The 19,477-nt window shown below is 69.3% G+C and carries 21 protein-coding genes and 1 tRNA gene; 13 read left to right on the top strand and 9 right to left on the bottom strand.

The annotated features are described in order from the left end of the window. Positions 1-18 precede the first annotated feature (18 nt). From GGR47_RS15390 to GGR47_RS15400, 3 genes are read left to right on the top strand one after another with little or no spacing between them, the layout of a single operon-like run. Complete coding sequence (locus GGR47_RS15390; RefSeq protein ID WP_147036244.1) at positions 19-612, top strand: SCO family protein; 594 nt, start codon at positions 19-21, stop codon at positions 610-612. Beyond that, positions 609-1,037 (top strand): YcgN family cysteine cluster protein, encoded by a 429-nt coding sequence (locus GGR47_RS15395; RefSeq protein ID WP_043061080.1) that lies wholly within the window; start codon positions 609-611, stop codon positions 1,035-1,037. Before GGR47_RS15390 ends, GGR47_RS15395 begins: the two co-directional genes overlap by 4 nt. Further along, the gene (locus GGR47_RS15400; RefSeq protein ID WP_147036245.1) at positions 1,034-1,708 is read left to right on the top strand and encodes a M48 family metallopeptidase; all 675 of its coding nucleotides are present in this window, start codon (positions 1,034-1,036) and stop codon (positions 1,706-1,708) included. The genes GGR47_RS15395 and GGR47_RS15400 overlap by 4 nt, the downstream gene beginning before the upstream one ends. Here the strand turns inward: GGR47_RS15400 and GGR47_RS15405 are convergent. The 4 genes from GGR47_RS15405 to GGR47_RS15420 all read right to left on the bottom strand — a co-directional run bounded on the left by GGR47_RS15405 (position 1,684) and on the right by GGR47_RS15420 (position 6,800). Further along, entirely contained in the window at positions 1,684-3,882 is a 2,199-nt protein-coding gene (locus tag GGR47_RS15405) for a transglycosylase domain-containing protein (RefSeq protein WP_147036246.1), read from the bottom strand. The two genes, GGR47_RS15400 and GGR47_RS15405, sit on opposite strands and share 25 nt — an antisense overlap. Before the next feature lie 94 nt (positions 3,883-3,976). Beyond that, the gene (locus tag GGR47_RS15410; RefSeq protein ID WP_147036247.1) at positions 3,977-5,059 is read right to left on the bottom strand and encodes an NAD(P)/FAD-dependent oxidoreductase; all 1,083 of its coding nucleotides are present in this window, start codon (positions 5,057-5,059) and stop codon (positions 3,977-3,979) included. Then, positions 5,038-5,727: a methyltransferase domain-containing protein gene (locus tag GGR47_RS15415; protein ID WP_147036248.1), complete on the bottom strand. Its 690-nt coding sequence runs from the start codon at positions 5,725-5,727 to the stop codon at positions 5,038-5,040. The genes GGR47_RS15410 and GGR47_RS15415 overlap by 22 nt, the downstream gene beginning before the upstream one ends. Next, positions 5,724-6,800: a type III polyketide synthase gene (locus tag GGR47_RS15420; RefSeq protein WP_147036249.1), complete on the bottom strand. Its 1,077-nt coding sequence runs from the start codon at positions 6,798-6,800 to the stop codon at positions 5,724-5,726. Before GGR47_RS15420 ends, GGR47_RS15415 begins: the two co-directional genes overlap by 4 nt. Positions 6,801-7,004: 204 nt before the next feature. Here GGR47_RS15420 and GGR47_RS15425 point away from each other — a divergent pair, with 204 nt between their 5' ends. After that, positions 7,005-7,493, top strand: coding sequence for a winged helix-turn-helix transcriptional regulator (locus GGR47_RS15425; protein WP_017980488.1), 489 nt, complete (start codon positions 7,005-7,007; stop codon positions 7,491-7,493). Between the two features lie 29 nt (positions 7,494-7,522). Here the strand turns inward: GGR47_RS15425 and GGR47_RS15430 are convergent. After that, positions 7,523-7,609: transfer RNA gene (locus tag GGR47_RS15430), tRNA-Leu, on the bottom strand. A 123-nt stretch (positions 7,610-7,732) separates the two neighbouring features. On the opposite strand from GGR47_RS15430, the gene GGR47_RS15435 reads away from it, so the two are divergent. Next, complete coding sequence (locus GGR47_RS15435) at positions 7,733-9,097, top strand: MATE family efflux transporter (protein WP_183949585.1); 1,365 nt, start codon at positions 7,733-7,735, stop codon at positions 9,095-9,097. Here the strand turns inward: GGR47_RS15435 and GGR47_RS15440 are convergent. After that, positions 9,066-9,848: an MJ0042-type zinc finger domain-containing protein gene (locus GGR47_RS15440; protein ID WP_147037085.1), complete on the bottom strand. Its 783-nt coding sequence runs from the start codon at positions 9,846-9,848 to the stop codon at positions 9,066-9,068. The genes GGR47_RS15435 and GGR47_RS15440 overlap by 32 nt on opposite strands. A gap of 181 nt (positions 9,849-10,029) precedes the next feature. Here GGR47_RS15440 and ftsE point away from each other — a divergent pair, with 181 nt between their 5' ends. The 4 genes from ftsE to GGR47_RS15460 are packed head-to-tail and all read left to right on the top strand — an operon-like array spanning position 10,030 to position 12,851. Then, positions 10,030-10,740, top strand: coding sequence for a cell division ATP-binding protein FtsE (ftsE, locus tag GGR47_RS15445; RefSeq protein WP_147037083.1), 711 nt, complete (start codon positions 10,030-10,032; stop codon positions 10,738-10,740). After that, positions 10,737-11,621, top strand: coding sequence for a cell division protein FtsX (locus GGR47_RS15450; RefSeq protein WP_147037081.1), 885 nt, complete (start codon positions 10,737-10,739; stop codon positions 11,619-11,621). Before ftsE ends, GGR47_RS15450 begins: the two co-directional genes overlap by 4 nt. A gap of 13 nt (positions 11,622-11,634) precedes the next feature. Then, positions 11,635-12,171 carry a YdcF family protein gene (locus GGR47_RS15455; RefSeq protein WP_017980483.1) on the top strand — a complete coding sequence of 179 codons (537 nt, stop codon included), beginning with the start codon at positions 11,635-11,637 and terminating at the stop codon, positions 12,169-12,171. After that, positions 12,168-12,851, top strand: coding sequence for a lysophospholipid acyltransferase family protein (locus GGR47_RS15460; protein WP_147037080.1), 684 nt, complete (start codon positions 12,168-12,170; stop codon positions 12,849-12,851). Before GGR47_RS15455 ends, GGR47_RS15460 begins: the two co-directional genes overlap by 4 nt. A gap of 262 nt (positions 12,852-13,113) precedes the next feature. Here GGR47_RS15460 and GGR47_RS15465 read toward each other — a convergent pair whose 3' ends face one another. Both GGR47_RS15465 and hisC read right to left on the bottom strand, forming a co-directional pair. Continuing rightward, the gene (locus GGR47_RS15465; protein ID WP_147037078.1) at positions 13,114-14,019 is read right to left on the bottom strand and encodes a prephenate/arogenate dehydrogenase family protein; all 906 of its coding nucleotides are present in this window, start codon (positions 14,017-14,019) and stop codon (positions 13,114-13,116) included. After that, entirely contained in the window at positions 14,019-15,125 is a 1,107-nt protein-coding gene (hisC, locus tag GGR47_RS15470) for a histidinol-phosphate transaminase (protein WP_147037076.1), read from the bottom strand. The genes GGR47_RS15465 and hisC overlap by 1 nt, the downstream gene beginning before the upstream one ends. 75 nt (positions 15,126-15,200) lie before the next feature. On the opposite strand from hisC, the gene metX reads away from it, so the two are divergent. The 4 genes from metX (at position 15,201) to GGR47_RS15490 (ending at position 17,848) form a co-directional block, all read left to right on the top strand. Beyond that, on the top strand, positions 15,201-16,331 hold the full coding sequence (metX, locus tag GGR47_RS15475; protein WP_147037074.1) for a homoserine O-acetyltransferase MetX: 1,131 nt from the start codon (positions 15,201-15,203) through the stop codon (positions 16,329-16,331). Next, positions 16,331-16,771 carry a GNAT family N-acetyltransferase gene (locus GGR47_RS15480; RefSeq protein ID WP_147037089.1) on the top strand — a complete coding sequence of 147 codons (441 nt, stop codon included), beginning with the start codon at positions 16,331-16,333 and terminating at the stop codon, positions 16,769-16,771. The genes metX and GGR47_RS15480 overlap by 1 nt, the downstream gene beginning before the upstream one ends. Continuing rightward, on the top strand, positions 16,768-17,355 hold the full coding sequence (gene metW / locus GGR47_RS15485) for a methionine biosynthesis protein MetW (RefSeq protein ID WP_147037072.1): 588 nt from the start codon (positions 16,768-16,770) through the stop codon (positions 17,353-17,355). The genes GGR47_RS15480 and metW overlap by 4 nt, the downstream gene beginning before the upstream one ends. Positions 17,356-17,440: 85 nt before the next feature. After that, complete coding sequence (locus GGR47_RS15490; RefSeq protein WP_147037070.1) at positions 17,441-17,848, top strand: response regulator; 408 nt, start codon at positions 17,441-17,443, stop codon at positions 17,846-17,848. Here the strand turns inward: GGR47_RS15490 and GGR47_RS15495 are convergent. After that, the gene (locus GGR47_RS15495) at positions 17,845-19,368 is read right to left on the bottom strand and encodes a sensor histidine kinase (RefSeq protein WP_147037068.1); all 1,524 of its coding nucleotides are present in this window, start codon (positions 19,366-19,368) and stop codon (positions 17,845-17,847) included. The genes GGR47_RS15490 and GGR47_RS15495 overlap by 4 nt on opposite strands. Positions 19,369-19,477 lie beyond the last annotated feature (109 nt).

Genomic DNA, 19,477 nt, shown 5'->3' on the forward strand with positions numbered 1-19,477 from the left:
ATCACAGCTGCCACGGTCATGAACATTCTGCGCTTCGCCCGCCTCGCCGTGCCCGCCGCCGCTCTGGCGGTGGCCGCCTGCCAGCCCGCAGCCACCACGGCGCCGCCGCTCGCCGGCGCGAAGATTGGCGGGCCGTTCACCTTGGTCAATCAGGACGGCCGCACCGTCACCGACCGCAATTTTGCGGGCAAATACCGAATCATGTATTTCGGCTACACCTATTGCCCCGATGTCTGCCCCACCGATGCGGCGGCGATCGGCAAGGGCGTTGCGCTGCTCGCCAAGAGCGACCCCGATCTCGCCAAGCGGATCGTGCCGATCTTCGTCAGCGTCGATCCCGAACGCGACACGCCCAAGGTCCTGAAAAGCTTCGTCTCCGCCTTTTCGCCGCAGATGGTCGGGCTGACGGGCACGCCCGCGCAGATCGCTGCGGTGTCGCAGGCCTATGGCGTGTTCGCCGGCAAGGGCGAGGCGCAGCCGGGCGGCGGCTATCTGGTGAATCACAGCCGCGCCACCTATCTGATGAGCCCGGACGGCAAGCCGCTCGCGCTGCTGCCGTCGGACAAGGGGCCGCAAGCCGTGGCCGATGAGATCAAGCGCTGGGCGAGATGAATAAATTCTGGGAGCTGCCGATCGAGCAGCTCGATCGCGGCCAATGGGAGGCTCTGTGCGACGGCTGCGGCAAATGCTGCATCCACAAGCTGGAGGACGAGGATACCGGCGAGGTCGTGCCGACCAACGTCGCCTGCCGGCTGTTGAACCGCCGCACCGGCTTCTGCTCCGACTATAAGCACCGCCGCGCCTATGTGCCCGAATGCGTGCGGCTGACCGCGGGCAACGTGCGCGACATCGACTGGCTGCCCTCCACCTGCGCCTATCGCCTGCGCGCGGCGGGCGAGCCGTTGCGCGACTGGCATTATCTGATCAGCGGCGATCGCGAGACGGTCCATACCGCCGGTATCTCGGTGCGCGGCTGGACGGTCAGCGAGGACGATGTCGGCGACCTCGAAAACCATATCGTCGATCGCGAGCTGTGAGCGACCCGTTCGAGGTCGTCCGCCATCCCACCGCGCGGCGCGTGCGCCTGTCGATCGATCCGGCGAGCGGCCGCGCCCGGCTGGTGTTGCCGCGCCGCGCCGCGTTGAAGCCCGCGCTCGCCTGGGCGCGCGGCAAGGCGGACTGGATCGCCGAACAGCAGGCGCGGCTACCGTCCGCGCGGCCCTATGCGCCGGGCATGGTATTCACCGTCGCCGACCGGTCGCTGACCATCGACTGGCAGCCGGGTAGCCGTCGCCGGGTCGAGGTGGTGGGCGACATGCTGTCGCTGTCCGGCCCGCTCGACACGCTGCCGCGCCGCGTCGAAACGTGGCTGAAGCGCACCGCGCTCGACCAATTGACCGACGACACGGCCTATTATGCCGCCAAGGCCGGCGTGAGTGTGACGAAGGTCGCGATCGGCGACGCACGAGGGCGCTGGGGCAGCTGCGCCGTCGACGGCGTCATCCGCTACAGCTGGCGGCTGATCCTGGCGCCCGGCTGGGTGCGCCGCGCGACGGTGGCGCATGAGGTCGCGCACCGCGTCCACATGAACCACGGCCCCGCCTTCCACGCGCTCGTCGCGCACCTGTACGACGGCGATCCGACGCCGGCGCGCGCCTGGTTGCGCACGCACGGCGCGGGGCTTCACTGGGTCGGGCGATCGTCCTGAACCGGGCGCTGTAGCGGCGCGCGCGGCGGCAGATAGCCATCGCGCGGCGGCGGGCCCTGCCGCGACGGAGCGGTGGCGGAGGGCACACGCTGCCCGTCCCGCACGCCATCACGCGGCGCGGGATCGCGCGACGGCGCATCGCGCCCGGTGACGCGGTCGATCAGGTCGTTGAGCTGCTGCTGCGGCGGCGTGTCGGGCGCGCCGCCGTCCGCCGGTTCGCCCTGCGCCTGCGGATCGCTTTCGCGCGGCGCCTGGGGCAGCGGATTGCCATCCGGATCGACCATCGGCGCGCCCGCGGAGCCATCGTCGGGCTGGCCGTAATAGGCCTCCTCATCCGGCTCCAGCTGCCAGTCGGGCAGGGTGACCTGCGTATCGAACTGCTCGATCGGCCGGTTGGCGGTGGCGGGCTTCATGAACGCCGCCCATGCCTTGGCCGGCGCGGTGCCGCCGTGCAGCCCCGCGACGGGCTTGGCGTCGTCGCGGCCCATCCACACGCCGGTGGTAAGCCCGCTCGAGAAGCCCAGGAACCAGCCGTCCTTCAGCGAGGTGGTGGTGCCGGTCTTGCCCGCGACCGGCCGGCCGATCTGCGCGGCGCGGCCGGTGCCGGTGTTCACCGCGGTCTGCAACAGGTCGATCATCTCGGCCGCGACATAGGGCGCGACGAGCACGCGGCTGCGATCCACCTCGTGGCTGTAGATCGTCTGGCCGTTCGCGGTGACGCGCGTGATGCCGTATGGCGTCACCGCGACGCCCTTGTTGGCGACGCTGGCGAAGGCGCTGGTCATGTCGATCAGCCGCACGTCGCTGGTGCCCAGCACCATCGCGGGATGCGTGTTGATCGGCGTCGTGATGCCGAAGCGGCGTGCCATCGCGGCGATGGTGGAAAAGCCGACTTCCTGCCCCAGCTTCGCCGCCACCGTGTTGAGCGAATAGGCGAAGGCGGTGCGCAGGCTGACGGGCCCGGAGTTACGCCGCGAATCATTGCGCGGGCTCCAGCCGTCGATCGTCACGGGTTCGTCGACGATCGTGTCCTCGGGCTTATGACCGGCTTCCAGCGCGGCGAGATAGACGAACAGCTTGAACGCCGATCCCGGCTGGCGCACCGCCTGCGTCGCGCGGTTGTAGATCGAGGTGACGTAATCCTTGCCGCCGACCATCGCGCGCACGCCGCCGTCGCGATCCAGGCTGACAAGCGCGCCCTGCACCCCGTTCGGTGCATTGGCGCGAATCGCCGCATCCGCCTCGCGCTGCATCGCCGGGTCCAGCGTCGTCCACACCTCCAGCGGCGCGCTGGTCTCGTCGATCAGCGTATCGAGCTGCGGCAGCGCCCAGTCGGTGAAGTAGCGCGCGCTGTTCTGCTGGCGTTCGGGCGTCAGCTTCAGGTCGGCGACGTCCGCCGCCCGCGCCTGCGCCTCGGTGATATCACCCGCGCGCACCATCTGTTGCAGCACCACGCCGGCGCGGCCGCGTGCCGCCTCGGCATCGGCGGTCGGCGAGTAATTGGACGGCGCCTTCACCAGCCCGGCGATCACCGCGGCCTCGCCGATGCTCAGGTGATTCGCGCCATGGCCGAAGAACTTCCGGCTCGCGGCGTCGATGCCATAGGTGCCGCCGCCGTAGTACATCTTGTTGAGGTACAGTTCGAGGATCTCGTCCTTGCTGAACTTGCGTTCCAGCGCGAGCGCCAGGATCCATTCGCGGAATTTGCGCCCGAACTTCTTCTGGTTGTTCAGGAAGACGTTGCGCGCCAGCTGCTGCGTGATCGTCGATCCGCCCTGCACCCAGCGCCCGCGTTCGAAGCGGACCTGCACCGACCGCGCGATGCCGATCGGGTCGACGCCCGGATGGCCGCGGAACCGGCGATCCTCGACCGCGACGGTCGCCTGCCGCATGATCCTGGGGATCTGTGCATAGGGCAGCCATTCGCCATAACTCGGCCCCAGCGAGGCGATGATGCTGCCGTCGGCGGCATGGACGCGGATCATCTGACCGTTGGGCGAGCTTTTCAGCTCGTCGAAGCTCGGCAGCTGCGAGCGCGCGACATAGACCGCGATCACCAGCGCGCCGAAGGCGAGGATGCCGAGACCGATCAGAATCTGGAGGGTAACGACGATCCGCCGGCGCCAACGAGAGCGGGGGGCGGGAGCGGAGCGGGAGGTGCGCGCACGAGCCATGGAGGGGCCCGCGATTACGCGCTTCCGGGGCGGGTCACAAGCACGCGCGCATCGCGCCGCGCCGATTTGCGCGGACGCTGCGACCGGTGGCGGCTCAGCCCGCTACCCGCGTCGCGCTGGCGATCAGTCCGATGAGCCCGGGCGGCGCCAGTGCCACGCCCAGCGCGGCCCAGCGCCGTTCCGCCAGCGTCCGGATCGCGCCTGCGACCGCCATCGGCCGGATCAGCTGCCGCGCGAACCGTGTCTGCCACGCCGCCGATCCGGCAGGACCGTCGCGCAGGCAGGCGTCCGCGGCGCTGATGCCGCTCGCCAGCGCGATGCCCATGCCTTCGCCGGCCAGGCTGGGGATGACGCCCGCCTGATCGCCCAGCCGGAACAGCCCCGCCGCACCGCCGCGCTCACGCCAGCCATAGGGCACGTTGGCGATCGCATCGATCGGCGCATCCGACGCGCGATAGGCGAGCCGCTCGCCCAGCCGCTGATGCGCCGCGCCCAGTGCGTCCAGCAGCGCGGGCAGGCTGCCCGCCTCGTGCAGGCGCGACCGGTGTACTGCCATGCACAGATTGGCGCTGCCATCCTCCTGCAAGGCGATGCCGGCATAGCCGCGGTCGAACAGGTGCAGCTCGATCCGCCCGCGCAGCGCCTGCTCCAGCGCGGGTGCCGGGCCCAGCCGCACGCGCACGCCCAAGGTCGGGTCCGTGCCGCGCGCCTCCGCCGGCCGGGCGAGGCCGCGCAGGTCGTGCTTGCCGGTGGCGAGGAACAGCGCATCGCCGCGCAGCGGGCAGCCGTCGTCTAGCCACACCGCATCGCCCTCTACCCGGCGCACCGTGACGCCGGTCTCCAGCCCCGCACCGCTCGCCTGCGCCTGTTCGCGGAGCAAGGTATCGAGCCGCCGCCGCGACACGCCGACGGCGGGGCGGGGCAGGCGTGCGGTCCGTACGCGCTGGCCCGCGAACAGCACCACCTCGGTCAGCCGATCGCGGTTGAGCGCATCGGCGTCTATGCCCAGCGCCTTCAGCCGATCGAGCGTCCGCCAGCTGACGAAGCCGCCGCACAGCGCATCCGCGGCCGCATGCCGCTCGAGCAGCAGCGGCGTCACGCCGCCGCGCGCCAAGCGGATCGCTGCGGCCGATCCGGCCGGCCCGCCGCCGACGATCAGCGCAGCCGTTCGACGCATAGCCGGAAGGGGAAGGCGCGGAACACCCGCGCATGGGAGATACCCGCCTCTGCGAGCAGCGGCGGCCATTCGGCTGGGCGATAGGAGCGCGCGATCGACAGCGTGCCGTCATGCCGCACGATCGGATGCCAGCGCGCGATCCGCGCGAGCAGCGGGAAGCCCGCATGCGCGAAACCATGCCGATGCATGTCGTTGACCAGCCAGCCACGCGTGGCTTCGGCCTCCATGAAGCGCAGGAAGGCGATCAGCTGGCCGGGCGTCATGTGATGCGCGACCAGGCTCGACAGGATCACGTCCCATCCGCCGCCCGCCAGATTGGCATAATCGCCGGTGATCCAGCGGATCGGCAGTTCGGGCGGGGTATGCGCGCGCGCCGCCGCCTCGCTGCGCGGGTTGAGGTCGACGCCGACCAGCTCGACCGGCAGCCGCCGCTTCGCCGCCCAGCGCGCGATCCGCCGCAGCATGTCGCCGTCGCCGAAGCCGACGTCGAGGATGCGCAGCCGATCGGCGCCGCGCGCGGCACGCGACAAGAAGCGCAGCGTCGGCCGCGCCGCCATCGTGACGAGGTTGACGCGGGCGAGGTCGGCGACCACCGCGGCATAGACGTCCGCGGGCAGATCGTCCGCGTCCATCAATTCGTCCGCCTGGGCGCGGGTGGCGAGCGTCATGCCACGAACCGCAGCCGCAATCCCTCGGCGGCAAGCCCGGGACCGAAGGCGAGTGCGACACCTTGGTCCGCCGCGGGCGGGGCGGCGAGCAGGCGGGCCAGCACGAACATCAGTGTCACCGACGACATGTTGCCATTGTCGCTCAGCACCGTGCGCGACGCCGCCAGCGCGGTGCCGTCAAGCGCCAGCGCGCCCTGCACAGCATCCAGGATCGATCGTCCGCCGGCATGCACCGCCCAGAACAGGTCCTGCGCCGGCACCCCGTCGGTCAGCGTCGCGACCAGCGCGGGATCGTGCAGCGCGGCGGAAATGCGTCCCGGCACCGCCCCGTCCAGGTGCATCGCGAAGCCCGTGTCGGTGATATTCCAGCGGATCAGCGCCTCGCTGTCGGGCAGCGTCGCGGCAAAGGGCGCCTCCAGCATCAGCCCCGGCGTCTCCGCATCGGCGCCCGTCACCAGCGCCGCGGCGGCACCATCGCCGAATTGCAGCATGGCGAGCAGCGGCTCGATCTCGTGCGTCGCCTGCAGATGCAGCGTCGACAGCTCCACCGTCACCACCAGCACGCGGGCGGCGGGGTCGGACCGGACGATATGCCGCGCGGTGCGCAACGCGACCACTGCGGCATAGCAACCCATGAAGCCGATCAGCAGCCGCTCCGCGGTCGGCAGGCCCAGCCGTGCAGCGATGATCTGGTCGATTCCCGGGGCGACGAAGCCGGTGCAGCTCGCGACGACCATATGGGTGATGCCATCGAGGTCCGCGCGTGTCGCCAGATCGTCGATCGCAGCGAGGGCCAGCGACGGAGCAGCCTCGGCATACACCGCCATCCGCGCCGCCGTACCGGGCAGCGCGTCCGCATAGAAGCCGCCCGCATCGACCGGGCTGTGCCCCGCGCTGCCGGGCAGGACCGACCAACGATGCGTGATACCGGCGCGCGCGGCCATGCGATCAAACAGCGCGGCATGGCGCGGCTCGACCTGGGCCTCGGCCCAGCCGATGAAGGCATTGTGGATATCGTTCGCGGGCACGGCCGTACCGATGGCGCGCAGGCAGGCGTAAGGGGGGAGCGGCACCGGGGTCCTTCACACGTCCGCCGAAACGGCGCACGACAGGCAAAAACGCGTCACCGCCGAAATGGATGCATGCCTCACGATAAAATGGCGATTGGTGCGTTTCGGTCGCATCGGGGGCAACGAAACTATCCGAGAGTTTCTTGTGTTTCCCGATGGATGTCGCATAGATTTCCCTCGACAACCAACGCTTTGGGGGGGCGCCGGATGGCGGGGGAATCCATTGCCGGGCTGGTCAAGGACCTGACGGCGCAATTGTCGGCCATCGCCAGTGAATTTGGCGCGCGCGCGGATCGGCTCGCGTATGGCGATACCGGCGACGAAACGCACGACCGGCCGAACCGCGACGAGGCGGCGGCGGCACCCGATGCGCGCGAGCTCGCCAAGCAATTGCTGGCGCAGCGCATGGCGCGTTTCGATCACTTTCCGGCCGAACTGTTCCACGAGCCGGCGTGGGACATGCTGCTCGCGCTGTTCGTCGCGCATGAGGAACGGCGGACGCTGAACGTCAAGGCGCTGGTCGGCACCGCGCATACGCCGGTCACCACGTCGCAGCGCTGGATCGATCATCTGCACAAGCTGAAGCTGGTCGATCGCGTCATCGATCCGCACGACCGGCGGCGCATGGAGGTCTCGCTCAGCGACACCGGCCAAACCGCGGTCCGCGCCTATCTGCGCCGGCTGGGCGCCGCCTGATCGACAGGCGTTCTGCGATTTTTCGAAAGTGGTGCGGCCGAGAAGACTCGAACTTCCACGGGCTTTCGCCCACAACGACCTCAACGTTGCGCGTCTACCAATTCCGCCACGGCCGCACGTGATGAGAATACCGGGCGGAGCCGGCATCTGGCAGGCGCAGGCCCCTAGCAAAGCGTTTCATGCTCCGCAAGCGCCCCTTTTTCGTTTTCGCGGCTCCCCCGCTCCGGTAGCGCGGGGCCATGACGGTCCGCCAAGCTCTTTCGACCCGTGGCGAAACCCGGCGCCTGCTGGCGCTCGCCTGGCCTGTGGTGCTGACCAGCCTCAACTGGACGCTGCTGCAGGTGACCGACGTGATGGTCGTCGGCCTTGTCGCCACCGAAGAGGTAGCGGCGCTGGGCGCCAGCCGCGCGCTGGGCTTCGTCGGCATCGTCGCAGGGCTCTCCTGGCTTTCAGGCGTGCTGGTGATGGCCTCGCGCGCCGACGGCGCGGGCGACCTGCCGCGCACCGGCGGCGTGCTCCGTGAGGGCCTTGTGCTGGGGCTGCTGCTCGGCGTCGCGATCGGCGGGCTGTTCCTGGCCGCCGCCGAACCCTTGCTTGCATTGGTCGGGGTCGCGGCGGACCGGATCGACGAGAGCGCGCGCGTCGTCCGGGCCTTTGCCATCGCCTTTCCGTTCCAGCTGGTGAACGTCGCCGCCGCCTTCTTCCTGGAAGGGGTCAGCCGCCCCGGCCGCGTCGCCGCGGTCAATCTGTCGGTGTTGCCGGTCAACGCCGTACTCGCCTGGGCGCTGTCGGCGGGGCATCTCGGCCTCCCGGCGCTGGGGGCGGTCGGCGCTGCGCTCGCGACCAGCATCGCCTCGCTGCTGGGTGCCGCCGGCATGGTGGCGAGCGCGCTGACCCTGCCCCGCGCCCGCGAGCGGGAAGTGCGGCGCACCGACCGCGCCGCCTGGGCCGGCGTGCCGCGCGGCGTCGTGGCGCTCGCCGCCTTCGGCCTCGTTCCCGCAATCGCCTCGGGGCTGGAGCTTGCCGGCTTTTCGATCCTGATCGCGCTCTCGACGCAATTGGGCGACGTTGCCGCCCATGCCTTTCAGATCGTCTTTTCGATCCACAACGTCACCTTCGCCATCGCGATCGGACTGGGATCGGCGGCGGGCGTGCGCGCGGGCAATGCGGTGGGGGAGGGGCAGCCGGCCGCCGCCATCCCCCGCACGCTGATCGCGGTCGGGCTGGCGATCGGTGCGCTCGGCCTGCTGGTGCTGATCTTACGCGCGACGGCGCCGGGAATCGTCGCGCTGTTCCCGGCGACGGCGCCGGTCCATGTCCTCGGCACCGCGATGCTGGCGGTCTGGGCGCCGTTCATCGTCTTCGACGGCATCCAAGTCGTGCTGATGTACGCCTTACGCAGCCTCGGCGATCAGGTGGCGGCGGGGGTCAACAGCATCCTCGCCTATTTCATCGTGTCGGGCGGCCTGGGCTGGTGGCTGGTGCATCAGGGGATGGGGCCGATGGCGCTGGTCTGGGCGTCGGGCCTCGGCATGGTGGCCGCCACGGTGCTGCACGGCGGTCGGTTCGCGCTTATGGGTTGGCGGCTTCGCCGGCAAAGCTGAGCTCCAGCCGTTTCGAATTGGACGGCACGTCCAGCTTGGCCGAATTGAAGTCGATCGACGCACCTGGGTTCAGCGTCCGCTGCTGCGGATTGATCGTCCAGCTGTAGACGATGCGGCCCTGGGCATCGCGCAGCTCGGCGCGGATATCCGGCACGCGCTGCTTTTCGGACGACGGATTGGTGATCTGCCCGCTGACCGCGAACAGTTCGGATCCGTTTTCCAGCTCGCGCCGCTCGATCGGATTGTCCTTCAGCCGCAGCGGCGATTCGTCGGTGCCGACCGGCAGGCCGACGCGCGCGAGCAGCCCCGGCGCACCGACGAACAGGATCGCGCCGATCCCGGCGATTAGCAGCAGCCCGACCAGCACCGCGATCACCGTCCAACGGCGCAGCGCGTTGCGGCGCGGCCGGAACGGCGGGCGATGCGCGAAGGCGTCGTAATCCGGCGCGGCAACGACGGGCTCGGGCGGGGCGACGCGCGCACCCGGCAGCACCGCGGGCTCTAGGAACGGCGGCGGCGCTTCATCGTCGGGCGCATCGGGCAGGTCGAAGCGCGGCTGGTCCGCCATGACGGGCGGCGGCGGAGGAGGAGGAGGAGGCGCGGGCGCGGCAAGCGCTTCCTCCTCGGGCACCGGCGGTTCCTGGAACCAGCTGTGCCGGCAATTGGCGCAGCGCACGGTGCGGCCCTCCACCCCGATCGCGCTGTCGGGCACCAGATAGCGGGTGCTGCATTCGGGACATTCGAGGATCATGCGCGACGCTTTACGACAGATGGCCGTGCGGGGAAGAGACCTCCGCGGGATGGCGGCGATTGTAAGCACGTGCGCCGCCTGCGTGGCAAGCTTGAAGCCGCGGCGTCGCCATGCGAAGGCTTTATCGAACACGGCCGCTGACGGCCCTTGGCACCTTGATGGAGCGGTTGCGGCCAGGCGCATGGCAAATATCGTGCAGTTCGAAAATGTTGGGCTGCGGTACGGCACCGGGCAGGAAACGCTGTCCGATATCAGCTTCACGCTGACCAGCGGCGCCTTCTATTTCCTGACCGGGGCAAGCGGCGCCGGCAAGACCTCGCTGCTGAAGCTCCTGTATCTGGCGCAGCGCCCCAGCCGCGGCATTATCCGCCTGTTCGGCGAGGATGCGGTGACGATGCCGCGCGCGCGGCTGCCCGGCTTCCGCCGCCGCATCGGTGTGGTCTTCCAGGATTTCCGTCTCGTGCCGCACCTGTCCGCCTGGGACAATATCGCGCTGCCCCTGCGTGTCGCCGGGGTGGAGGAAGCCGATATCGAACAGCCGGTGCGCGAAATGCTCGCCTGGGTCGGGCTGGCCGACCGCGCCGGCGCGCGGCCCGCGACGCTGTCGGGCGGCGAGCAGCAGCGCGTCGCCATCGCCCGCGCGGTGATCGGCCGCCCCGAAGTGCTGGTTGCGGACGAACCAACCGGCAACGTCGATCCCGACATGGCCGATCGCCTGATCCATCTGTTCGAATCGCTCAACAAACTGGGCACCACCGTTGTCGTCGCCACGCACGACCTGCACCTGCTCAGCCGCGTCGCGGGCGCGCAGATGATGCGGCTCGACAAGGGGCAGCTGCTCGATCCCACCGGCTCGCTCCGCTACCCACCGACGCTGAAGGGGCTGGCATGAGCACCGGCGGCACCAACCGCGCCGACCGCCGCGTGCTCGACGAGGCGGGCGGCTTTCGCGCGATGACGGGGGTGATGGCGATCATGCTGTTCCTCACCCTGCTTGCCGCCGCGCTCGGCCTCGGCACGCGCCAGTCGGCCACGGCGCTCGAACGCCAGCTCGCCGGAAGGCTGACGGTGCAGGTGGTCGATGGCAGCCCGGTCGCGCGCGACGCGGTCGCCGCACGGATCCTCGCCGTGCTACGCGCGCTGCCCGACGTGCGCCGCGCGACGCCGGTGCCGCGCGCCGAGCTGATGCGCCTGCTCGAACCGTGGCTGGGGCGCAGCGACGCCGATCCCGACCTGCCCGTACCCGCGATGATCGACGTCGATCTTGCCGACGGCGCCGACGCCGGCCGGATCGTCGCCGCGGTTCACGATATCAGCGCGACGGCGCGGATCGACCGGCACCAGCGCTGGATGTCGCCGGTCGGCAGCTTCCTCGACACGCTGACCTGGCTTGCGCTCGGCCTCGTGGCGCTGATGCTGGCGGCGACCGGCGCGGTCGTGGTGCTTGCCGCACGTGCCGGGCTGGAGACGCATCGCGCGACGATCGAGGTGATGCACATGCTCGGGGCCACCGACGTGCAGGTCGCGCGCCTGTTCCAGCGCCGTCTCGCGCTCGATGCGGCGATCGGCGGGGTGGCGGGCAGCGTCGCCGCGCTCGCCATGCTGCTGTTCCTCGCCACGCGCGTCGCGGCGCTGGGATCGCAATTGCTCAGCGGCATCACCTTGTCCTTCAGCGACTGGGCGTTGCTGGTCCTGCTGCCGATCGGCTTCGTCCTGCTCGCGACCGTCATCGCGCGGGTCACGATCGTGGCGGCGCTGAGGCGCATCCTGTGATGGGGCGCCTGCTATGATCGTCCGGCTGATGGGGTTCGCCGCGCTTGGCTGGTGCCTGGGCTTTGCGGCCTTCATGCTGCTGCTGCCGCCGCCGCTCACCGGCAACACCACCGATGCGATCGTCGTGCCGACCGGCGGCGCGGGGCGGATCGATCGCGGCATCGCGCTGCTGCAGGCCAGGCAGGCGCGGCGAATGCTCGTCACCGGCGTCGCGCCCGGGGTGCGGCCGATCGATCTCGCCCGCACCTATCACACCTCGCCGAAGCTCTTTGCCTGCTGCATCGATCTGGGTGCCGACGCCGTCGACACGCGCTCGAACGCCGAGGAAACCGCCGCCTGGGTGAAGACCCATGGTTATCGCACCGTCCGCCTCGTCACCTCCGACTGGCACGTGCCGCGCGCGCGGATGGAGCTGGCGGCGGTGCTGGGGCCGGGCGTCATCGTGATGGGGGATGGCGTGCCCAGCACGCCGCGGCTCGGCACGCTCGTCAACGAATATAACAAGCTGCTGCTGCGCCGCGTCGCGCTGTGGCTGGGGATCGGGGCATGAATCGCCTGCGCACGTTGCTGTTTTTGCTGTTCTTCTACGGCCTGTCGGTGCCGATCGTGCTCGCGGTGCCCATCTCTGCGCTGTTCGGCCGGCGCGCGGTGATGCGGCACGCGCATGTCTGGGCGCGCATGCACCGGCTGCTCTATCGCACCATCATGGGCATCCGCGTCGTCGTGGAGGGGCAGCGCCCGACGGGACCCGTCTTCTACGCCGCCAAGCATCAGGCGATGTTCGAAACGCTGGAGCTGCAATTGCTGCTCGGCGGCCCGGCGATGGTCATCAAGCGCGAACTCAGCCGCATCCCCTTCTGGGGTTGGGCGGCGTTGCAATATGGCGGCATCGTCGCCGATCGCGAGGCGTCGGCGACCGCGCTCCGCGCGATGATGCGCGATGCCAAGGCGCTGAAGGCGGAAGGCCGCTCGATCCTGATCTATCCGGAGGGCACGCGCGTCGCGCCAGGTGAGCGGCCGCCGCTGCAATCGGGTTTCGCCGGCCTCTATCGGGCGCTGGCCATGCCGTGCGTGCCGATCGCGCTTGACACGGGGCGCGTCTGGCCCCGGCACGGGCCCAAGCGCCCCGGCACGGTGACGATCCGCATCGGCGATGTCATTCCCGCCGGTCTGCCTCGCGACGAGATCGAGGCGCGCGTCCATACGGCGATCAACGTGCTGGACGTGTAGGATCGGGTTGCCGGCAAGTAGCTGATAAACGCCGACCGTTTCGGCGGGGCTGTCCTACAGTCGTTCCGCCGCCTGCATCCCCCAACTCGTCATTGCGAGCGTAGCGAAGCAATCCAGAGCCGGACCAGGACGCCCTGGATTGCTTCGCTGCGCTCGCAATGACGGAGGATAGCTCTGTCCCATCCCGACAAAACCGAAACGATAGGCCTAGATCGTTTCCGTTCAGGTGTTCATGGTGTCCACGTTGCCGTGAACGGAACGCTCAGTGGCTCCGCCCGAAGTCTGGCTTGGCGTCGTCCTGCCCCTGTTCGATGATCGACCGGCGGATCGCGCGCGTCCGGGTGAACAGGTCGAACAACTGGTCGCCGTCGCCCCAGCGGATCGCGCGTTGCAGCATCGTGACGTCCTCGGTCAGCCGTTGCAGGATCTCCAGCACCGCCCCGCGATTGTTCAGGAACACGTCGCGCCACATCGTCGGGTCGGACGCGGCGATGCGGGTGAAGTCGCGGAAGCCGCCGGCCGAAAATTTGATGACCTCGCTCTGCGTCACCTCTTCCAGGTCGCTCGCGGTGCCGACGATCGAATAGGCGATCAGGTGCGGCACATGGCTGGTCACCGCCAGCACCAAGTCGTGATGCTTGGGCGTCATCACCTCGACCTGCGCGCCGAGCGCCTCCCAGAAGGCGCGCAGCCGCAGCGTCGGCGCTTCTGCCGTGCCCTCTTCCGGCGTCAGGATGCACCAGCGGCCGCGGAACAGAGTCGCAAAGCCCGCCTCGGGCCCGCTATGCTCGGTGCCGGCGACCGGATGCCCCGGCACGATCGTCGCATGCGGCAGCACGGCCCGCAGCGCAGCGAGCACGCTCTCCTTCGATCCGCCGACGTCGCTGACGATCGCATCGGCGGGCAGATCGTCGGCGAACTCCGCCGCTACCGCACCCATCGCCCCGACCGGCACGCACAGCATCACGAGGTCGGCATCGATCACCGCCGCGCCCGCCGTATCGGCGATATCGTCCGCCAGTGCGATCCGCTCCGCGATGGCGCGCACCTCGGGCGAGGCGTCGTAACCGGTGATCCGCACCGTCGGCATCGTGGCCCGCACCGCGCGCGCCACCGACGAACCGATCAGCCCCAGCCCGATGATCGTGACGCGCGCGAAGGGCAGCATCAGCCCGCCTTTTCCACCTCGGCGCGCAGCACGTCGACCACCGCGCGCATTTCTTCTTCGGTGCCGATCGTGATGCGCAGGCCGTGGGGCAGGCCCTGACCGGGCAGCCAGCGCGTCGCATAGCCCGCCGCCATCAGCGCCTTGTACGCCTCTTCAGCGGTCAACGTGCCCTCGAACAGCACGAGCACGAAATTGGCCTTGCTCGGCACCGCACGCAGGCCCGGCAGTGCGTCGACCTGTTCGCTGAACCACCCGCGCCACTGGCGATTGTGGTCGCGGCTGTGCGCGACGAAGGCGGCATCGTTCAGCGCCGCGGTTGCGGCGGCTTGCGCCCCGATGCTGAACGCGAAGGGCGCGCGGATGCGGTGCATCGCATTGATGATCTCCGCCGACGCATAGCCCCAGCCCACCCGCTCGGAGGCGAGGCCAAAAATCTTGGAGAAGGTGCGCGTCACCAGCACGTTGGACTGTGTGCGTGCCAGCTCCAGCCCGCCGTCGTCGTCCTCCGGCTCCAGATATTCGGTATAGGCCTGGTCGAGCACCAGCAGCACCGACTTGGGCAGCCCGGCGTGGAGCCGCGCGATCTCCTCGCGGGTGGTATAGGTGCCGGTCGGATTGTTGGGGTTGGCGACGAACACGACCTTGGTCTTCTCGGTCACGGCGGCCAGGATCGCATCGACATCGGTCGCATAGTCGCGATCGGCGACGATCACCGGCGTCGCGCCCACGCGCCGCGTCGCGATCTCATACACCGCAAAGCCATAGCGGACGTGGATGATCTCGTCGCCCGGCCCGGCGAAGGTGCCGGCGGCCAGGTGCAACACCTCGTCCGACCCGGTGCCATAGATCAGTCGCTCCGCCTCGACGCCGTAATGGCTGGCAAGCGCGCCGCGCAGGTCGACCGCCGCGGCGTCGGGATAACGCTCCAGATGCCCCGCCGCGTCGCGATACGCCGCCCGCGCGCCCTCGGGCGTGCCAAACGGATTCTCGTTCGACGACAGCTTGACGACCTTGCGGCCGTCCTCGCTGGTGGCGCGACCGGGGATGTAGGGGGCGATGCCCAGGATCCAGGGCTTCGGGGCGGGGGCGGTTGTGGTGTCCGACATGGCCGCGAGCCTTAGCGGGGCGGCGCCGACGTTGACAACTTGCTTCCACGCGCGCCCCGCCGTAGCGATGCGCCCATGAGCGAGGATATGCGGTTCGGCTGCGGGCGACAGGCGACGCTGCCGGGGCCGCTGCGCCTCGATGGCGGCACGTTGCTGTCGCCGGTGGACATCGCCTACGAAACCTATGGCACGCTCGACGCCGATGGCGGCAACGCGATTCTGATCTGCCACGCGTTGACTGGCGATCAGCATGTCGCCTCGACGCATCCGCGCACCGGCAAGCCCGGCTGGTGGACGCGCCTCGTCGGTCCCGGCAAGCCGATCGACCCGGCGCGCGACTTCGTCATCTGCTCGAACGTCATCGGCAGCTGCATGGGATCGTCCGGCCCGGCGAGCATCAATCCCGCCACGGGGCGCCCTTGGGGCATGGCCTTCCCGGTCATCACCATCCGCGACATGGTCCGTGCACAGGCGATGCTGCTCGACCATCTCGGCGTCACCCGGCTGAAGGCCGTCGTCGGCGGCTCGATGGGGGGCATGCAGGCGCTCAGCTGGGCGGCGACCTTCCCGGACCGCGTCGCCGCGGCGATCGTCATCGCCTCGACCGCGCGCCACTCCGCGCAGAATATCGCCTTCCACGAGGTCGGCCGCCAAGCGATCATGGCCGATCCCAAATGGCGCGGCGGCGACTATTACGATGGCGATCCCCCCGCCGCCGGCCTCGCCGTCGCGCGCATGGCCGCGCACATCACATACCTGTCCGAAGCCGGCCTCACCGAAAAGTTCGGCCGCCGCCTGCAAGCGCGCCCCGGCAAGCAGGACGGCGCCAAGAGCTTCGGCTTCGATGCCGATTTCCAGGTCGAAAGCTATTTGCGCCATCAGGGCCTCGCCTTCGTCGACCGGTTTGATGCCAACAGCTACCTCTACATCACCCGCGCGCTCGACTATTTCGATTTGGCCGAGGAACATGGCGGCCTGCTCGCCAACGCCTTCCGCGGTACGGCGACGCGCTTCTGCCTGGTCAGCTTCGACACCGACTGGCTCTACCCCACGCTCGAATCACGCAACATCGTCGCCGCTTTGAACGCCGCCGGCGCACCGGTGAGCTTCGTCGAGCTGTCGAGCCCCTATGGCCACGACGCCTTTCTGCTCGACGCACCGGAGATGAACCGCGTGATCGACGGTTTCCTGAAAGGTGGGCGATGATGGACCGTGGGATGGACCTCGACGACGACAAGGGCCGCCTGGATGTCGCGCGAATCCATGGCTGGCTCGCGTCGAGCTATTGGTCGCCGGGGATCGACCGGGCGTTGGTGGAACGCGCCATCGCCGGCTCGCACTGCCTGGGCGCTTACGCTGGGGGCGAGCAGGTGGGTTTCGCTCGCGCGATCACCGATCACGCGACCTTCGCCTGGATCGCCGACGTTTGGGTCGAAGACGCGGCGCGGGGGCAGGGGCTGGGGCGGCGCATGGTCGGCTGGTTCGTCGATCATCCCGCCTTCGCCGGCATCCGCCGCATCGGCCTCGTCACCGCCGACGCGCATGGCGTGTACGAAGCGCTGGGCTTTCACGCGCTGCTCCGCCCCGATCGCTTCATGGAGCGTCTGTCGCCCGCGGCCGCCGCGCTGTTGAAGACGGCGTCATGACGCTGCGCCCCGACCTCGCCGTCATCGCCGGGCATGTCGCTGAGGGATCGCGCGTGCTCGACATCGGCTGTGGCGACGGCGCGCTGATGGCGGCGCTGCGTGACCAGCGGGGCTGCGACGCGCGCGGGCTGGAGCTGGACGCGGGCAATGTCGCGGCGGCGGTGGGGCGCGGGCTGTCGGTGATCCAGGGCGACGCCGATATCGATCTGGCCGCCTATCCCGATCGCAGCTTCGACTATGCGATCCTCAGCCAGACGCTGCAGACCGCGCGAGCACCTGACGTCGTGCTCGATCATCTGCTCCGCATCGGCCGGCGCGCCTTCGTCAGCTTCCCCAATTTCGCGCAATGGCGCATCCGCTTGTCGCTGCTGTGGGGCGGGCGGATGCCGGTGACGCGGCAATTGCCCGAACAATGGTATGACACCCCCAATATCCACCACGTCACGATCGACGACTTTCGCGCCTTCCTGAAAGCGCGCGGCGTGACCGTGGAGGGGGCATGGTTTCTGTCGGGCGACCGGCAACGCAGTTCGGCAGCGGCCAACCTGCTGGCACAGCATGCGGTTTTTCTATTGCGGCGTTGACGGCGCACGTCCGTATCGGACATAAACCTGTGCGGTTCGGAACAAACCTATGTGAAAGCGGTTTCTCGGCTCCGAGCCAGGATGGATGATGACCAAAACCGCACTAATCGTCGAGGATGAGATTTTTGTCGCCCTCGACTTGGAGCGTATCCTGGTCGATGGCGGCTATCAGGTCGCCGGCATCGCCGCGGATGCGGAAAGTGCGTTGGAGGCGGCACCGGGTTGCGGCTTCGCCTTCGTCGATGTCAACCTGCGCGACGGGCCGACCGGCCCGCGTATCGCGGAACAGATCGCGCGCGATTATGGCGTGAAAGTCGTTTTCGTCACCGCCAATCCGGCACAGATCGATTGCGGGCGTGACTGCGCGCTGGGCTATATCCGCAAACCGTTCAGTGAATCGGCGATCCTCGCGGCGGCGGCTCTTGCGGCGGAGGGGCGGTCGCCCGCCGCCAACGACGATATCGTCCTGCTCGATTCGAGCCGCCAGGCCTAAGCGCGGTTCAGCGTCGCGATCGGCACGCGGACCGTTACGACTAGTCCCTCGGCCTTCCATTCGCGCGTCACCACCCCGCCCAGCTGCCGTACAGCAGACAGTTCGATCAGCTGGCTGCCGAAACCGTGCGGCCCATCCGGCGCGGCGACCGAGGGGCCGCCGCGTTCGCTCCAGCACAGCACCACGTCCGCGTCATCGCGCGCGACGGTAACGTCGACGGCACCGTCCTCACTCGACAGGGCGCCATATTTCATCGCGTTGGTGGCGAGCTCGTGGAACAGCAGCGCGAGCGGGGTGGCCGAGCGATCGTCGATCGTGACCGCATCGCCGCTGACCGTGATCGGCTGATAGTCCCCCCGCCGATAGGGTTCGAACAGCTCGCTGAGCAGGCCGTGCAGCGAATTCTGCTGCATCGCGGGCCGCGAATTGGGGCTGTGCGGCCGCACGAAATCATGGGCGCGCCCCAGCGCGATGATCCGGTCGCGCAGATCGGCGGCGGCCGGCGCGAACTCGGGCCGCGCGCGCGCTGCGAACGAAATCAGGCCGGAGATCACCGAGAAGATGTTCTTGATCCGGTGCGACAGCTCCTGGCTGATCAGTTCGCGTTCGTGCAGCGCCAGTTTCTGTTCGTGGATGTCGGTGCAGGTGCCGAACCAGCGCGTGATCTGCCCGTCCGTGTCGCGGATCGGCAGGGCCCGGCCGAGGACCCAGCGATAGGTGCCGTCGGCATGGCGCAGGCGATATTCGATCTGATACGGCGCGCCTGTCTCGAGCGAATGGCGCCATATCTCCCAGGCGCGGGCCTGATCGTCGGGATGGAACATGTCGTTCCAGCCCTCGCCATCGGTCGATCCGTCCGGCACGCCGGTGAATTCGTACCAGCGCGCATTGTAATAATCGTGGAAGCCGTCGGGCAGCGTCGACCACACCATCTGCGGCATCGTGTCGGCCAGCGTGCGGAAGCGATCCTCGCTGTCGGACAGGCGTTGGCGCGTGTCGCGATCGGTGCGGCGCCAGGTAGCGGCATCACGGCTGTCGCGCAGCCGGGCCATCACCGCCTCCGCCAGCGTTTCCAGCCCTTGCCGTTGCAGGGCGGTCAACCCCTCGGGCCGTGGCCGGGTGTCGAGCACGCACAGCGAGCCGAGTGGCACGCCATCGTCGGCCACCAGCGGCGCGCCGGCATAGAAGCGGATGTGCGCCTCGCCCGTCACCAGCGACATGGCGGAAAAGCGCGTATCGCGCATCGCGTCCGGCACCACGGTGATGCCGTGTTCCATCATCGCGAGCGCACAGAAGGAGGTGTCGCGCGGCGTTTCCGTCATGTCGACGCCGGTGTGCGACAGGAAGGTCTGGCGCGTCGCCTCGACCAGGCTGATCAGCGCGATCGGCGCGTCGCACAGGGCCGCGGCAAAGTCCGTGATCCGGGTGAGCGCGGCATCGTCGCGCAACGACTGCGGGTCGTGCGCGGCGAGGGCTTCGGCCCGGCGCGTCTCGCTCGCCGGTTCACAGACGGGGGTCATCGCTGAACGACGGCTCAGAACGGTTATTCCGGGGGAGAGGTGTAACTGTATGTAAGAACAGCCCCTCCCCCTCTCGGCGAACCGGCCTTGCACTGCATCACGTCGGCAC

Source organism: Sphingomonas aquatilis, assembly GCF_014196115.1.
GTDB classification, from domain to species: Bacteria; Pseudomonadota; Alphaproteobacteria; order Sphingomonadales; family Sphingomonadaceae; genus Sphingomonas; species Sphingomonas aquatilis.